Here is a 13,691-nt window from a genome sequence, read left to right as displayed (position 1 = left end):
CCTGGAAGGCAAGGATGACCAAGCTTCTCGTGACACCGGCCGAAGCCGCTGAGATCCTCGCGCTCAGCCGGAGCACCGTGTACGAACTGCTCGCCGCGGGCGTCATCGAGTCCGTGCGGATCGGCCGGTCCCGGCGCATCCCGCGCGCCGCGCTCGACGCCTACGTGAACCGGCTGCGCGGCCTCGACGTCGGCCACGGCGCGGCGGCGTGAGGCGGGCTACCGCTCGGCGGCCGGCGGAAGGTCGGGCCGGTGTTTGGCAATCCAGGCTTCGACGTCGTCGGTCTGCCAGATGTGACCGGCGGCGAGCGTGGCATGCGGCTTCGGGAAGGTCGGGTCCTCCTTCAGGAGCTGGTTCACCCGGGTCCGGCCTACCCCTAGCCGCTGCGCGATCTCCGCCGCTCCCATGAGCGGTTGTCTCATGCCGGCAGACTACTGGACGACCGTCCAGGCGCCCTGTACCGTTGGCGTCGCTGGACGGTCGTCCAGTCGAGATAGGCGGTCCCGGCGGGTGCTGCGAACACCCGACCGGGACCTGAGATCCCACCCTGCTCATGACAGGAGCGAGACCCTATGCCCATTTTCCCGTCCGGCAGCTTCGGCGCTTGGCGCACCCCCGGCAACGGTGAGAACCCGCTCGTCTCGGTGCGCGCTACCGACACCGGCTATGAGCTGCTCGTCCGTCCCGGTGCGGACGTCGGCGACCTGATGTCGGTCCTCGCGGGACTGCCCGTGGACGCCTTCTTCACCGAGCACTTCGGCGACGTTGACGCGGTCCTCGCGTTCCGCCGCGTGCCCGGTCTTTCGGCAACGGTCCTGGACGGCTGGAACCCCTCGACCGGCCCGGCGGCGGCGAGCGTTCCCCGCCTGTAGCGGCTGTTCTGCCTGCTCTACCCCCATTTTTCTTCCGTTCTCTGGTGGCGCTTGAAGCTGTCGGGGTGTCGGACGTGTCCAGGGTCGGCCGGAGGCCGATCGCGTAGCGACGCGCAGCGCCCTGGACGCGGCCGGCGCCCCGGCAGACCATCCCAGCGCCAGAGAACGGAAACCCATCCGCACCGGGCAACGCCACCTGCGGCCCGCGTGTGCCTGTCCCGTTCTTCCGGCAAGGAGCCGACTTCGCCATGCCCACGAACAGCGACAACCACCCGACCATGAGCCTGCAACAGGCACTCCGAGAGCACCTCGACCGTGCCCGCGCCGGACAGGGCCTGCTCTACCCACAGCCCGAAGGAGAGACCAAGTTCGCCTGCGACATGGGCGACAGCCGCTACGGCTGCGCCTGGTGCGACAACATCGAATGGCCCGACGGCAACCCCCCTGGACGGCGAGTGATGGCTGCGGGGGACGGTGCCGGGAACGACCGGCGGAAGCGGCGGCGCTCCCAGGGCGAAGGCGCCCTGTTCCAGCGGGCGAGCGACGGCCTGTGGGTCGGCCGCGCCGATCTCGGCTGGGTGGACGGGAAGCGTTCCCGCAAGACGGTCTACGGCAAGACCGAGAAGGAATGCCGGGAGAAGCTCACCAAGGTCCAGCGCGCGGCCGAACTCGGCGTCAACGTCACGGCTGAGCGCCGGACGGTCGCGGTCTGGCTGGGGGAGTGGCTCGACATCAAGGAGGGCGACGGCACCCGCGCGTCGACGCTCCGGGCGTACCGCTGGTTGATCAACATGCACATCGTGCCGGTGATCGGCCGTGTCCAGCTCGACAAGCTGACTCCGTTGGACGTCCGGCGGCTCGTCGCCTCGGCGAAGAAGTCGGGGCTGTCGGCGGGCAGCGTCCGCCACGTGCACAGCTTGATCCGCAACGCTCTGGCGGAAGCCGAGCGGCTGGACCTGGTGGCGCGCAACGTGGCGAAGGCGGTCAAGGCGCCACCCACCCCGCATCGGGAGGTTCGGGCGCTGCGGCCGGAAGAGGCGCGCCGGCTCGTCGAGGTGCTCCGTGGTGAGCGGCTCGAAGCGGTGTTCGCGTGTGGGCTGATGCTCGGGCTACGCCGCGGGGAGATCCTCGGCCTGCGCTGGTCTGATGTCGACCTGGACGGCGCGACGCTCCACGTTCGCCAGACCCTGCAACGGGTCGACGGCTCGCTGATGTTCGTCCCGGCGAAGACGGAGCGGTCCCACCGGCGGCTGCCCATCCCGCCGAAGCTGGTGACGATCCTGCGGCGGCACCGGGCCACCCAGACAGCGGAACGAACCGGCCTCGGTGACGCCTGGACGGAAACCGGGCTGGTGTTCACCTCGTCCATCGGCACGCCGTTGGAACCAAGGAACGTCAACCGGCGGTTCGATGTGCTGCGCCGTCAGGCCGGGCTGCCGTGGCTACGGCTGCATGATCTGCGCCACGCCTTCGCGTCGATGCTCTTCGCTGAGGGTGTGCCGGCCCGGACGGTGATGGAGCTGCTCGGGCACTCCACGATCCAGCTCACCATGAACACCTACACGCACGTGATGCCGGAGACCCAGCGCGACGCGGTCGGCCGGCTCGACCGGATCTTCAACGACGATGCCGGCGATGTCGCCGACGTCGACGGAGCGGACGGGGAGGGCCTCGCGGGCTGACCGTGTACCCGAATGAACGGGCGACGCCCCGGGATGGCTGTGTACCTTGCAGCGCCCGGGGCGTTTGCCGTCAGGGCACGGAATGCCTGGGGTACAAAAGTGGGTACAGAACCCTTTTAAGAACGACTACCAAGAGTCATAAGACCTGGTAGATACGGGTGCGCCGCCAGGGACTTGAACCCCGAACCCGCGGATTAAGAGTCCGCTGCTCTGCCAATTGAGCTAGCGGCGCGTGCCTCCGCGTTCCCGCGGCGACGTGGACAACCTTACCAGCTCCGTGGAGGCAGTGACGTGGGGGGGCGCTGTCCCGTTCATGTCGACCTGTCCAGGCTGTGCGGCCGGACCGGGGTCGAAGGTCCCGACAGGGCCTGGATCGGCCAGGGCGTCCGAGATGCCCGCGACGTCGCCCGCCGGCCGGTACCGAGAGCCGGGGGTAGGAGCTGCCGCGGCGGTCGTATGCCGGCGCAGGTTCTCCTATGTGCCGGAGACGCCGGCCGTGTCGTACGGGGCACCGGCCGTGTCGTACGGGGCACCGGCCGCGTCGTACGAGGTGGCGGCCGCGGACAGAGCCGGGGCTGCCTCGGGATCACGGCTCGGCCTACGCGCGGCTGCCCGCTCTGATCGACGCCGTCCGGTCGGTCGGGCTGACCGTCACCGTCAGCACCCGCGGTCAGTCACGGCACCTGGCGCCGGCTGTCGACCTGGCCGCGTTTCGGATCGTGCAGGAGGCACTCACCAACGTCACGAAGCACTGCCCGGCGGCGTCGGCCGGGTCCTGCTCGCCGAGCCGGCTGCCCACCTGGTGCTGTCCGGGCACCTGGCCCGCCTCACCCCCGCGAGCGGGAGGTCATGACGCTCGCCGCCGAGGGGAGGAGCAACGAGGAGATCGCCCGGCTCCTCGCCATCCTCCCGTTGACGGCCCGGACCCACGTCCATCACGCCATGGCCGAGCTTGGCGCCCGCTGCCGCGCCCGACTGGTCGTCATCGCCTACCGGAGCGGTCTCGCCGGGCCGGTCCGATCCTCGTCGGACCGGCCCGACGAGGATCGGACCGGATGCCGGTCATGCCGCCGGGAGTGCCGTAGACCGGGCTCCAAGCCGGTGCGGGGCTACTCGCAGCCTTCGCCGTCACCGTCGGAGTCGAGACCGAACTCGTCGTAGCCCACCACCCTGACAGGGCCCTGGACGTATTCGGGGCCGTTCCCGCTGCCGCCCGAGCAGTCGTAGTCCTCCGCGTTCGGATCCAGGCACACGCCCGAGTAGGAAGGATGGCACGCCGACCCGGCAGCTTCGGGCGTTGTGGGTGGCGGCGCGGGCACTGTGGTCTGCGGCGCGGGTGCCGCGGGCGGCGGCTGGACGGGGCGCTGGGGCGGCGCTGTGACGGGCCGCCTGGCCGGCGGCGGTGCGGTGGGCGTCTCGGCTGGTGGCTGGACGCCTGTCGGTCCGCCCGGAGCCGCGGCCGCGGCCGGGGCCGTCGGCGGCGAGCCTCGGCCCGGTGCTGACGTGGCCGGCGGCTCGGCCGCGGATCGCGCTGGCCCGCGGCCGGGGCCCGGCACCGGAGCCGCGGCATGCGCGGTGCTTGCCGGTCCAGCCGGCGACGCGCCGGTGGACGGCTGACCGGCCGGCGGTGGTGTGGCCTGTGCGCCTGGCCCGGACACCGGCGAGGTGGCCGTGGCCGTCGGTGTCAGGCCTGCCAGGCCCACCTGGGTTGCGCGGCCGGCGCCGGTCTCGTCCTGACATGCGGCTATCAGGGCCACCGAGAGGATGGTGCAGGCGCCGAGCGTTCGGCTCCGGCCACGGCCCGAGCCGCCGTGGTTGCCGACGCCGCGGTTGCGGGTGCGCCGGCTCTCCGCCGTGTCCTGTGGTGCGCTGAGACCGCTGGTGGCCTCGGTGGCACGCGGCGTGGCATGGCATGACCGAGAAGGTCTGCGCATGGCTGGAATGGTCACTTCTGTATCTCCCCCCGAGCTTTCCGTGACCGCGTCAGCTTAGGGACAGCGCTGGGTGCCGGGGTCCGGATGGTCCGCGCGTTGCGCGCGCCGTGTCGGACGGGGGCGAGGGAGCTGGGTGTCTGTCCGCCCGGTGGTCCGCTGTCGTCGGGCGGGTCCCGGCCGACGTGCCCGCGGACAAGCATCCGCGGCGGCGGCTTCTCGACCGGGAGGCGGTGCCGGCGGTCGGGTCAGGGGCGGGCGGCCTCGGCCAGGGCGCGCCCGTAGCGTTCCGCGCCGGGGGACCGGACCGGGCACGCCGTCATCGCGGGTTGGACGACCGGGCAGAAGTGGACGCCGTCCGGGCTGCGGACGGCCACCTTGCCATCAGGGTCGCAGGGCTCGCCGGGCAGGCACGGGAGCTTCGGGACGAACCGTCCCTGGTCGGTGAGGACCTCCCCGGCCGGTACCACCCGGACGCGGGAGTTCCCGGCGGCGACCTCGCGCCAGACCCGGTCGAGCTCGGTGAGGCCGTCCGGCCCGACGGGCTGGTCGTTGCGCGGCGGAGCGTCCACGAGGACGACGTCGATGCCCCGGCGGGTCAGGATGTCGACGGCCTTGGTGGCGTCCTCCCGGTAGGCGGTGATCAGATCCCGGCCGTGCATGCACTCCGAGGCGGTGTTGCCGGAGAAGGACAGGACCGCCACCGTGGGATCCCAGCGCCGGGCCTGGTTGCGCATGTCGGTGAACCAGTCGCACAGCGCCGTGCCGCCCCAGGTCCGCGTGGTCGTCCTGGTGACCCCGTCCTTCCCGGCGGCCGCGGTGAAGGAGTCGCGCGCCTCCCAGGCGAGCGAGTCACCCCAGAGCACGATCCTTGGATCGTGCCGTTCGTGCCGCCCGGCTGTCAGCGCGATCGTGGCCAGGACGACGGCGCCCGCGAACATCCAGCCGATGACGCCCAGACGTGGCGTGGTCAGCGCAGCTCCTCCCGACGGGTGCCGGAATGGGACGGCACGGGCGCCGAGGCCCGGGAGCCGTCCGATCCGCCTGTGGCCTCGTTCTCACGGTTCCGGATGTGCCCCGGGGACATCGTGCTGCACCGTCGCGGGACGGCTAGGCACCGGGTGCGGCCCGCGCCGGATGTCCCACCGGGACCCGCGGGGTCATGAGCGGCCGTTGCCGGAGTCGGCGCCCGCGCGGGCTTGCTGGTGTTACGCCCGCCCGGCCGCGCGGCCCTTCCTCCCACGCGGCGCGCCCGCATGCCACTTCCGGGAGCGGGGGATCACCAGGCGTTGTCGCGGCGCATCCGGCGGGGACGGCCGTCCGGGTCGTAGATGGCATGGTAGAGCGGCGCGGACCAGCCGCGGGTGAGCCGGCCGAGGCGTTGCGGCCGGTGCGGCCGGATCCGGCCCGGCGGGCGCGGCCCGGCCGCCGCGGTGCCAGGCGTCGAGCTCGTCGGCGCGCCGCCGGAACGCCTTGAAACCCGGCTTCGGGGTCGATGAGCTCCTCGCCGCCGCCGTCCCAGTCGAGGTGCTCGCGCCAGAGCTCGAGGCGCAGGTCGCGGGCGAATACGCGGGCGCCGTCGCCGAGGCCGCCGGGGTCGTGTGGCTCGCGCGGGTCGAGGGTGGTGTCGATGGTGGCGACGGCGAGCTCCGAATCGTGGCTCCAGGACCGCCGGTTGAGGTTGTCCGAGCCGATCGAGGCCCAGACGTCGTCGATCGTCACGGCCTTCGAGTGGACGTAGACGGGCGTCCCGGCGTGGTTCTCGACGTCGTAGACGGCGACGCGGTCACCGCCGGCCGCGCGGCAGATCTCCAGGGCCTTCTCGCGCCCGACAAGGTTGGGCGGCAGCGAGAAACGCCCGCCCTGGGTCGGGAAACGCGGGACGACGATCACCAGGTGGAGCTCGGGCTCGCGGCGCAGCGCGTACGCGAACAGCCGGGCGACCTCGGTGGACCACATGTACTGGTCCTCCAGGTAGATCAGCCGCCGGGCGCGGCGCAGCACCTTGCGGTAGGCGCGCGCGATGGACTGCTCGCCCTTGCGCGCGAACGGGTAGTGCGGGCGCCTGCGCGGGTAGGTGCGCAGGATCTGGACGGCGTGCGGGCCGACCGGGGCCGGGTCGGGTGCCTGTGGCGGGAGCCCGTCCGGATTGGTCTCGACCGGGCGTATCCGATAGAAGATCTGCCGGATCGGGTTGGGGTTGTCCAGCGCGGACGGGTCGTCCCAGCGCTCCCGGAAGGTCGCCTCGAGATCACCCACGGCCGGCCCGCGTACCTCGGCCTGGATGTCGTGCCAGGGCGGGGCGGCACCGTCGGGACGAGCCCGCGGCCCACGAGCCGGCCGGCGTTTGCACGACGAATCGTGAAGCGCCGGAAGCCCGCGAGAAGGTCATGGATCGTCCCGGTGGCTCCCTTCCCTCCACGGGGCGTCCGAACCAACCGGCCGGGACACGGTGACGGCCGGACCACGGTGACGGCCGGACCACGGCGACGGGCGGTGCGCGTGCCACCGGGGGGCGGCGCGGGGTGTGGCACAGTGTCCGTCATGGTGCGGTCCGGCACGGGGCGGTGGGAGACGGGGCGGTGGGCCGCGGGTGGCGCGGTCATGGCGCTCAGTGCACTGGCCTACGGCCTGCCGTCACTGGCCACGTTCCGTCGGCTGCGCACCCGGGTGACCCCAGGGCTCGCCGGGGTGGGCCGGCCCGACCACGTCGCGCTCACGTTCGACGACGGTCCCGACCCGGCCTCGACGCCGCGCTTCCTCGAGGTGCTCGACGCGCTCGAGATCCGTTCGACGTTCTTCGTGCTCGGTGGGATGCTCGAGCGCGCCCCCGGCCTCGCCCGGGAGATGACCGAGGCCGGGCACGAGCTGGCCGTCCACGGGTGGGATCACCGGCCCATGCTGCTGCGCGGGCCGGCGTCCACCTACGACCAGCTCGCGCGCACCCGTGACCTGATCGCCGAGACCACCGGCCGGGCGCCGGCCTACGTTCGCCCGCCGCACGGGGTGCTCTCGGTCGGGGTGCTCGCCGCCGCGCGCCGCCTCGACCTCACCCCCGTCCTGTGGACGGCGTGGGGCCGCGACTGGACGGCGACGGCGACCCCGGCCAACGTGCTGGCGACGCTCGCCCCCGATCTGCGCGGCGGCGCGACGGTGCTGCTGCACGACAGCGACTGCACGTCCGCGCCGGGAGCCTGGCGCAGCGCGCTGGGCGCCCTGCCCGAGCTGGCGGCGCGCTGCGACGACGCGAGCCTGCGCCTCGGGCCGCTCGCCGAGCACGGCCTGCGCCCCGTCTCGAGGTAGCGGCCCGGCCCGAGCATGCTCGGGCCGGGCCGCGGCACCCTGATCAGGTCTCGGGGTGGAGCCTGATCACGTCTCCGGGTAGAGGGAGTAGGAGGGGAAGTTGCCGTAGAGGCGTTCGTTCGGGTCCGCGCCGACGGTGACCGCGCGGACGAGGTGCTCCCCGCCGACGAACGCGCCCTTCCACGACGCGCCGCGCCCGCCGAACGGCTCGGACCGGTCGCCTCGCGAGCGGGGCTTGTTGACGCCGACCTTGAACGCGGCGAGCTCCCCGGCCAGCCGGCGCGCCGTGGCGTCGTCGTCGCAGGCCAGTGAGGCGACGAGCGCGCCGTTCGAGGCGTTCATCGCGGACAGCAGCTCGGCCTCGGAGTCGACGACCACGATGCTGTCGACCGGCCCGAACGGCTCCGCGTGGTGCAGCGCGGCCGACGGCGGCGGGTTGAGGACCGCCACCGGCGGGACGTAGGCGGCCCGGTCCTGGCCGGGCAGGAACCGGCCGTCGGCGAGGTCGCCGCGGTAGAGCGGCACGCCGCCCTTGGTCACCGCTTCGTCGATCTTGGCGGCGAGCTCCGCCGCCTTCTCCGCGGTGATCACCGGCCCGTAGTCGAGGTCGGGCAGCGGGTCGGAGTCGTTCTCGACGGCGAGCGGATGCCCGAACCGCACCGAGGAGACCACCGGCAGGTACATCTCCAGGAACTTGTCGAAGAGCTGGCGCTGGACGACATAGCGCGGGTAGGCGGTGCAGCGCTGCTTGCCGTACTCGAAGCCCTTGCGCAGGTGCGAGGCCAGCAGGTCCCACTGGGAGAAGTCCCAGATGCCCCAGGCGTTGAGGCCCTCCTGCTCGAGGAAGTGCCGCTTGCCGGTGTCGACGAGCGCGGCCGCCACCTGGCCGCCGGCGGAGCGCCCGCCCACGAACGCCAGGCAGCCGATCTCCGGCGCCCGCACCAGCGCGGACGACAGCCGCGACCCCGACCCGGAGACCAGCGACACCGGCAGCCCGGCCCGGCGGGCGAGCGCGCAGGCCAGCGTCAGGCAGGCCGCCCCGCCGTCGGTCGGCGTCTTGGCGATCGCCGCGTTGCCGGCGAGCACCTGGACGAGCATGGCGTGCATGAGCACGCTCATCGGGTAGTTCCAGCTCGCGATGTTGCTGACCGGGCCCGGCAGGGCCGCCCGGCCGCCGATCATGGAGTCGATCTCGTCGACGTACCAGCGCACGCCGTCCAGGGCGCGGTCGACGTCGGTGCGGGCGAGCCGCCACGGCTTGCCGATCTCCCAGACCAGCAGCAGTGCGAGCAGGTCGCGGTGCTCCTCCATCGCCTCGATCGCGGCGGTCACCCGGGCCTTGCGGTCGGCCAGCGGGACGTCGCGCCATTCCTTGTGGTCGTCGAGGGTCGCGCGGATGGCCTCGCGCGCCTCGTCGGGCTCGATCATCGGCGGGCCGGCGATCGGGGTGCCGTCCACCGGCGTGAGACTGTGCAGCGGGTTGCCGGTGCGACGCCACTGACCGCCCCACAGGTTGAGCAGGCGGTCCTCGTGGAACGCTTCCGGGGCCTCCTGCCGGGCGCGCGAGTAGGCGTCGGCCCAGGCGGTGCCCGGCTTGAGATGCAGGCGGGACGGGGGAGTGCTGGCTGCGGCGTCCATCTGACGAGGGTCTCTCTGATCCGATCGCGGCGCCACCAAACAGCCTTCAATGCCGTCGCGCACGCGGTACATCCAGGAGACTCAGATAACTGGTTATGAAGCACCTGTTACCCGGGTCGTGTTGCTACCGCGCGTCGTTGCCTGGTTGTGCTGAGCAGCCGGATGAATGCACCCGCCGGGGCCGTGGGTGGATGTCCGCACAGCTCGCGAGCCTGTTGGCGGGCCGGGATCGCGTCCCGGACGGAGAGCAGAACGTCCCACTACGCCAAACTTGCGGCGAACCCGCGTACTATTTCCGGTATGTCGGATGCGTTAAGGACATGGAAGTCGGAGGTGACTTCAGCGCGCCTGCGACCTCATGTGTGTAGTGCATCACGTAGAGTGGGCAGGTGTCCGAACCGGTTTTCGCCTGCGGTGGAGAAGCCGCATGGCGCAAAAACCGAACCCGATTTCCGGATGTGTGATGACGGCCAGTGTGGTGCCGCCGTCGGCCGCTGATGCCGACCCGACCCGTGACGTGATGCCGATACGGGTTCTCGTCGTGGACGATCACGAGCTCTTCCTCCAGGGCCTGCAGACCGTACTGGAGACCGAGGAGGACATTTCGGTGGTCGGGCGCGCGGCGGACGGGCAGGAGGCGCTGACCCTGGCGTCCGGCACGACGCCGGACATCGTCCTGATGGACGTGCGGATGCCGGGCCGCGACGGCATCGCCGCCGCCGGCGCCATCAAGCGCGCGGTGCCGCGCACGCGGATCGTGATGCTCACGGTTTCGGACGAGGAGTCCGATCTGTTCGAGGCGATCAAGGCGGGGGCCGTCGGCTACCTGCTGAAGTCGATCCCGCCGCACGAGGTGGCCGACGCGGTGCGCGCCGTGCACAACGGCCAGAGCCTGATCAGCCCCTCGATGGCCTCGAAGCTCATGGTCGAGTTCGCGACGATGGCCCGTGGTGGGGAGGACCGCCCGCGCGCGCACGCGCCCCACCTCACCGCCCGCGAGCTCGAGGTCCTCAAGCTGGTGGCCGAGGGCCGGGCGAACCGCGAGATCGCGCGGAAGCTCTTCATCAGTGAGAACACCGTGAAGAACCACGTTCGCAATATTCTTGACAAGCTTCAGCTGCACTCCCGCATGGAGGCGGTGATGTACGCCGTCCGCCAGGGCCTGTTCGACATCGAATAAGTGTCTCCGGTGTGCTCTGGGAGTGTGTTCGGTGTGAATAGTGTGGTGGGCGCCGTCGGAGCGGCCGGGAGCGGCGGTGTTCGCCGGATGATCATCTGGTGATCCTCGTGTGATCTCCGGACGTGGCCGGTGCGTGCCATCGGGAGCACCGACGGGCCGCGCCCGGCGCGATCATCCGTACTCTGCGCGTCTTCTTCGTGGTGTCGGGCCTGTACAACGCTTTTCCCGTAATGGGTGAATTGTCCGTTCTGGAAATCGGGTGTCGCCCGCACCGGAACCGGCGGTGACCATGAATGGCATCGATGGGCGGGCGGAAGGGAAGAGGCAGGTGGGAAGCCTGGCAGCCGCGTAGAGCGGGTGCCGGTCCGGTATGAACGCCGCGGCGGCGCGGGAGATGGACGGATCTGGAAGGGCTCGCCATGCCGGACCGCCCGGCGCGGGCCACACTTCCGGGCCGGTGGTGTATCCACGCCCGTTCAGCGCGAGACGTGGCAGACAGAGTTGTGCGGTCCTTTCCTGCATTCCACCCCATACGATGTCGATGTTGGCTAGCGTCATCGGTCGACCAGCACGCTCGGATGTCCGGCGAGATCGATCGAGCAGCTCGAACGCCGGGACAGCGCCATCGGGGAGGTGAAGAGCCCGGTCCTCGGCGAGGGCCACGTCCTAGGCCGGATTCCTCCGGCCCGCGATCTGTCAGCGTCCGTCGGGTTCGTCATCCGTCGGGTTCGTCGAGCGCTGGCCGTCCGCGCGACCACTCGTCCCACGGTCTGTCCTGACCGGGGAGGTGAGTTCACCGGTGACCACAGCGGAGCAGCCGTCCGGGGCCGACACGAGCCCGGGGCGGCCGAGCATCATCAATCAGATCTGCCTCACCTGCCGAGGCGGGCGAGCTGTCTTCGAGCTTCGGGCCGCTGATCAGGGCGGCACCGCGCCGCATCTCGAGCCTTGCCGCCACTGCGCGGGAAAGGGCCGACACGTAGGCCTTATCCCGCCGGTATGACCATATTTCCGATGTTGTGAACCGGGCTCCGGCGGCCGAGGAGCACGGTCCCCCGCCACGGCCGCCGGAGCGCCGCCGAGCGCCGCTATCGCATGGAGAGGTCCGCACTCGCGGAGATCGACCGGCTGCGCGTGCTTCGCGTGCTCGGATTCAGGTCGGATCGCGACATCCGGGTGCTGGCGACCGTGGCCACCGAGAAGGGCGGCATCGACGCCTACATCGGTGTCGCGCGCCGGGCCGGTCCGGCCGCGCGGGTCGCGCTGAGGTTCGCCGTCGAGCGCCCGCATCGTGATCACAGCAGTGCGGCGGGATGCCCTGAGCGCGAGCGGCAACGCCATCCCGCGACGAAGAGAGGGGGTCCCCCGCAGGCGGCGGCCCCCTCTATCTGGGGTGAGTGACGGGACTTGAACCCGCGGCACCCGGGACCACAACCCGGTGCTCTACCAACTGAGCTACACCCACCATCGCCCGGATCTCACCGGGCGCAGCCATCGTACCGGGTGAACGTGCCCGTGCGGCAGCCGGGTCACGATCGAGTGCCGAAATCCGTCCGATTCCCATCCGGTGGCGGTCCGCGGGTGGCGGTCCGCGGGTGGCTCCGCTGGGCCCCGGGGGTCTGGTGGGCGCCGGGGGTTCGGTGAACGCCGGCGGCGCGGCTGTCAGGAGGCGCGGATCGCGGCGGCCGCGGCGCGGGCCGCGTCAGTGGTCGGGCCGGGCTGGGGCACGAAGAGGATCTCGCGGTAGTACCGCAGCTCCTCGATGCTCTCCCGGATGTCGGCCAGGGCGCGGTGCCCGCCCGACTTCACCGGGGCCGCGTAGTACGCCCGCGGGTACCAGCGCCGGGCCAGCTCCTTGATCGAGGAGACGTCGATCATGCGGTAGTGCAGGAAGGTGTCGAGCTGGGGCAGGTAGCGGGCGATGAACGTGCGGTCGGTCGCGATCGAGTTCCCACACAGCGGGGCCTTGCGTGCCTCCGGGACGAACCGGCGGATGTAGCTGAGGAGTTGCTCCTCGGCCTCGTCGAGCTTGAGGTCGGAGCCGCGCACGGCCTCGGTGAGCCCGGAGGTCTCGTGCATCTCGCGGACCACCGGGAGCATCTGGTCGAGGGCCGCGTCCGGGGCCGCCAGCACGAGGTCGATGCCTTCGTCCAGCACGGTGAGCTCGCTGTCGGTCACCAGGCAGGCGACCTCGAGCAGCAGGTCGGAACCGGCATCCAGGCCGGTCATCTCGCAGTCGATCCAAACCAGGCGATCCATCCCGTTCACATTAGGGATTTCCGTCGCTGTCGTCACGTACCGCCTCCGGATCCGGCCCCGCCCACCGCGTCCCGTCCCGACCTGCCTCCATAGTCACCGTGAGGTGGGGTTGCTTCCAGTCGCGGTGCTCAGGCCGGCGGCCGGCTCGCGACCGGCCCGGCGCCGACACCAGCGGCTGCGCCGGCACCGGCGTCGGCCGGGGTGGAGTTCTGGATCGTGAAGGTGATGCTGCGCGCGGGCACACCGGGGCGCTCGGCCCTGGCCTCTAGCGAGTAGACGCCGTCCATCACGGCGCTCGTCTCCCAGCCGGTCTGGTGCGGGGCGAACAGGTAGGGCGCCACGCTCGCCGTCATGGGGTAGCGGCTGCCCGTCGGGCCGGTCAGCGTGTAGTGGATCTCGCCGATGTCACCGGTCGTCTCCAGGCTGATGTGCCGGAAGCCGCGCAGCGTCTCGTTCTCGAGGACGCCGTTGAAACCGACGATCACGCCGGGGGGCGCGGTCCGCGGTGGCGCCGTGCTGGTCACCGGCGGGATGATGCTCTCCGCGTCGACCCCGGAGTACCGGGCGTCGTCCGACAGGCGACTGTGGTACTCGACCACGAGCACCGGCATCATGATCAGCGCGGCGAGGAACAGTGCCAGGCCGACCCAGCCGCGCCGGAAGGCGTCCACGCCGTGCGCACCTTTCGCCACGGTTGCGGTGAAGCACCGAGTCTAGCCCGTGCGTTACCGCCACCCGGCGGGGCGACCAGATCAGCGGGGCCTGCGGCCCGGTGGTCTGGTCGGCCTGCGGCCGGGGCCGCGGTTGTCCCGCGGACGCTGGCGTC

13 protein-coding genes, 2 tRNA genes and 2 pseudogenes are annotated in these 13,691 nt (G+C 71.7%); 8 read left to right on the top strand and 9 right to left on the bottom strand.

The genetic code is table 11. The annotated features are described in order from the left end of the window. Positions 1 to 14: 14 nt before the first annotated feature. Positions 15 to 212, top strand: a complete 198-nt coding sequence (locus FRANEAN1_RS27245; protein WP_020462983.1) for a helix-turn-helix domain-containing protein — start codon at positions 15 to 17, stop codon at positions 210 to 212. 6 nt (positions 213 to 218) lie between these two features. Here the strand turns inward: FRANEAN1_RS27245 and FRANEAN1_RS27240 are convergent, their stop codons facing one another. Beyond that, positions 219 to 407 (bottom strand): hypothetical protein, encoded by a 189-nt coding sequence (locus FRANEAN1_RS27240; protein WP_049795772.1) that lies wholly within the window; start codon positions 405 to 407, stop codon positions 219 to 221. A 165-nt stretch (positions 408 to 572) separates the two neighbouring features. Between FRANEAN1_RS27240 and FRANEAN1_RS27235 the strand changes: the two genes are divergently transcribed. Together FRANEAN1_RS27235 and FRANEAN1_RS27230 are read left to right on the top strand one after the other, a co-directional pair. Further along, a complete protein-coding gene (locus FRANEAN1_RS27235) occupies positions 573 to 872 on the top strand; it encodes a hypothetical protein (RefSeq protein ID WP_020462981.1) in 300 nt (99 codons plus the stop codon). 248 nt (positions 873 to 1,120) lie between these two features. Further along, positions 1,121 to 2,554 carry a site-specific integrase gene (locus tag FRANEAN1_RS27230; RefSeq protein ID WP_020462980.1) on the top strand — a complete coding sequence of 478 codons (1,434 nt, stop codon included), beginning with the start codon at positions 1,121 to 1,123 and terminating at the stop codon, positions 2,552 to 2,554. 159 nt (positions 2,555 to 2,713) lie between these two features. Here FRANEAN1_RS27230 and FRANEAN1_RS27225 read toward each other — a convergent pair. Then, positions 2,714 to 2,786, bottom strand: a tRNA-Lys gene (locus FRANEAN1_RS27225). A 373-nt stretch (positions 2,787 to 3,159) separates the two neighbouring features. Here FRANEAN1_RS27225 and FRANEAN1_RS44105 point away from each other — a divergent pair. Both FRANEAN1_RS44105 and FRANEAN1_RS44100 read left to right on the top strand, forming a co-directional pair. Then, positions 3,160 to 3,306 (top strand): annotated as a pseudogene (locus FRANEAN1_RS44105) (sensor histidine kinase); the annotation flags it as partial. Between the two features lie 82 nt (positions 3,307 to 3,388). Continuing rightward, a pseudogene (locus tag FRANEAN1_RS44100) lies at positions 3,389 to 3,559 on the top strand (helix-turn-helix transcriptional regulator); the annotation flags it as partial. Between the two features lie 104 nt (positions 3,560 to 3,663). Here the strand turns inward: FRANEAN1_RS44100 and FRANEAN1_RS42555 are convergent. The 3 genes from FRANEAN1_RS42555 to FRANEAN1_RS27205 all read right to left on the bottom strand — a co-directional run bounded on the left by FRANEAN1_RS42555 (position 3,664) and on the right by FRANEAN1_RS27205 (position 6,744). After that, positions 3,664 to 3,807, bottom strand: a complete 144-nt coding sequence (locus FRANEAN1_RS42555; RefSeq protein WP_198145712.1) for a hypothetical protein — start codon at positions 3,805 to 3,807, stop codon at positions 3,664 to 3,666. A 926-nt stretch (positions 3,808 to 4,733) separates the two neighbouring features. After that, positions 4,734 to 5,426 (bottom strand): hypothetical protein, encoded by a 693-nt coding sequence (locus tag FRANEAN1_RS27210; RefSeq protein ID WP_020462978.1) that lies wholly within the window; start codon positions 5,424 to 5,426, stop codon positions 4,734 to 4,736. Positions 5,427 to 5,595: 169 nt separating this feature from the next. After that, positions 5,596 to 6,744 (bottom strand): phospholipase D-like domain-containing protein, encoded by a 1,149-nt coding sequence (locus FRANEAN1_RS27205; protein WP_020462977.1) that lies wholly within the window; start codon positions 6,742 to 6,744, stop codon positions 5,596 to 5,598. A gap of 345 nt (positions 6,745 to 7,089) precedes the next feature. Here FRANEAN1_RS27205 and FRANEAN1_RS27200 point away from each other — a divergent pair, with 345 nt between their 5' ends. Next, a complete protein-coding gene (locus tag FRANEAN1_RS27200; protein WP_347176781.1) occupies positions 7,090 to 7,788 on the top strand; it encodes a polysaccharide deacetylase family protein in 699 nt (232 codons plus the stop codon). Positions 7,789 to 7,854: 66 nt separating this feature from the next. Here the strand turns inward: FRANEAN1_RS27200 and FRANEAN1_RS27195 are convergent, their stop codons facing one another. After that, the gene (locus tag FRANEAN1_RS27195; protein ID WP_041254847.1) at positions 7,855 to 9,426 is read right to left on the bottom strand and encodes an aldehyde dehydrogenase family protein; all 1,572 of its coding nucleotides are present in this window, start codon (positions 9,424 to 9,426) and stop codon (positions 7,855 to 7,857) included. A 463-nt stretch (positions 9,427 to 9,889) separates the two neighbouring features. Between FRANEAN1_RS27195 and FRANEAN1_RS27190 the strand changes: the two genes are divergently transcribed. Further along, positions 9,890 to 10,606 (top strand): response regulator transcription factor, encoded by a 717-nt coding sequence (locus tag FRANEAN1_RS27190; RefSeq protein ID WP_041254846.1) that lies wholly within the window; start codon positions 9,890 to 9,892, stop codon positions 10,604 to 10,606. Positions 10,607 to 11,701: 1,095 nt separating this feature from the next. Then, positions 11,702 to 12,007, top strand: coding sequence for a hypothetical protein (locus FRANEAN1_RS37865; RefSeq protein ID WP_063748358.1), 306 nt, complete (start codon positions 11,702 to 11,704; stop codon positions 12,005 to 12,007). On the opposite strand, the gene FRANEAN1_RS27185 is transcribed toward FRANEAN1_RS37865, so the two are convergent. From FRANEAN1_RS27185 to FRANEAN1_RS27175, 3 genes are all read right to left on the bottom strand, one after another. Beyond that, positions 11,996 to 12,071 (bottom strand) — tRNA-His (locus FRANEAN1_RS27185). The genes FRANEAN1_RS37865 and FRANEAN1_RS27185 overlap by 12 nt on opposite strands. Before the next feature lie 197 nt (positions 12,072 to 12,268). Further along, a complete protein-coding gene (gene orn, locus FRANEAN1_RS27180) occupies positions 12,269 to 12,865 on the bottom strand; it encodes an oligoribonuclease (protein ID WP_198145380.1) in 597 nt (198 codons plus the stop codon). A 128-nt stretch (positions 12,866 to 12,993) separates the two neighbouring features. Further along, positions 12,994 to 13,536: a hypothetical protein gene (locus FRANEAN1_RS27175; protein WP_020462972.1), complete on the bottom strand. Its 543-nt coding sequence runs from the start codon at positions 13,534 to 13,536 to the stop codon at positions 12,994 to 12,996. Positions 13,537 to 13,691: the final 155 nt, after the last annotated feature.

The sequence above is a fragment of the Parafrankia sp. EAN1pec genome (genome assembly GCF_000018005.1).
Classification (GTDB): domain Bacteria; phylum Actinomycetota; class Actinomycetes; order Frankiales; family Frankiaceae; genus Parafrankia; species Parafrankia soli.
The sequence above is the reverse complement of the archived record's forward strand: the minus strand, read 5'-3'. Positions and strand labels throughout refer to the sequence as shown.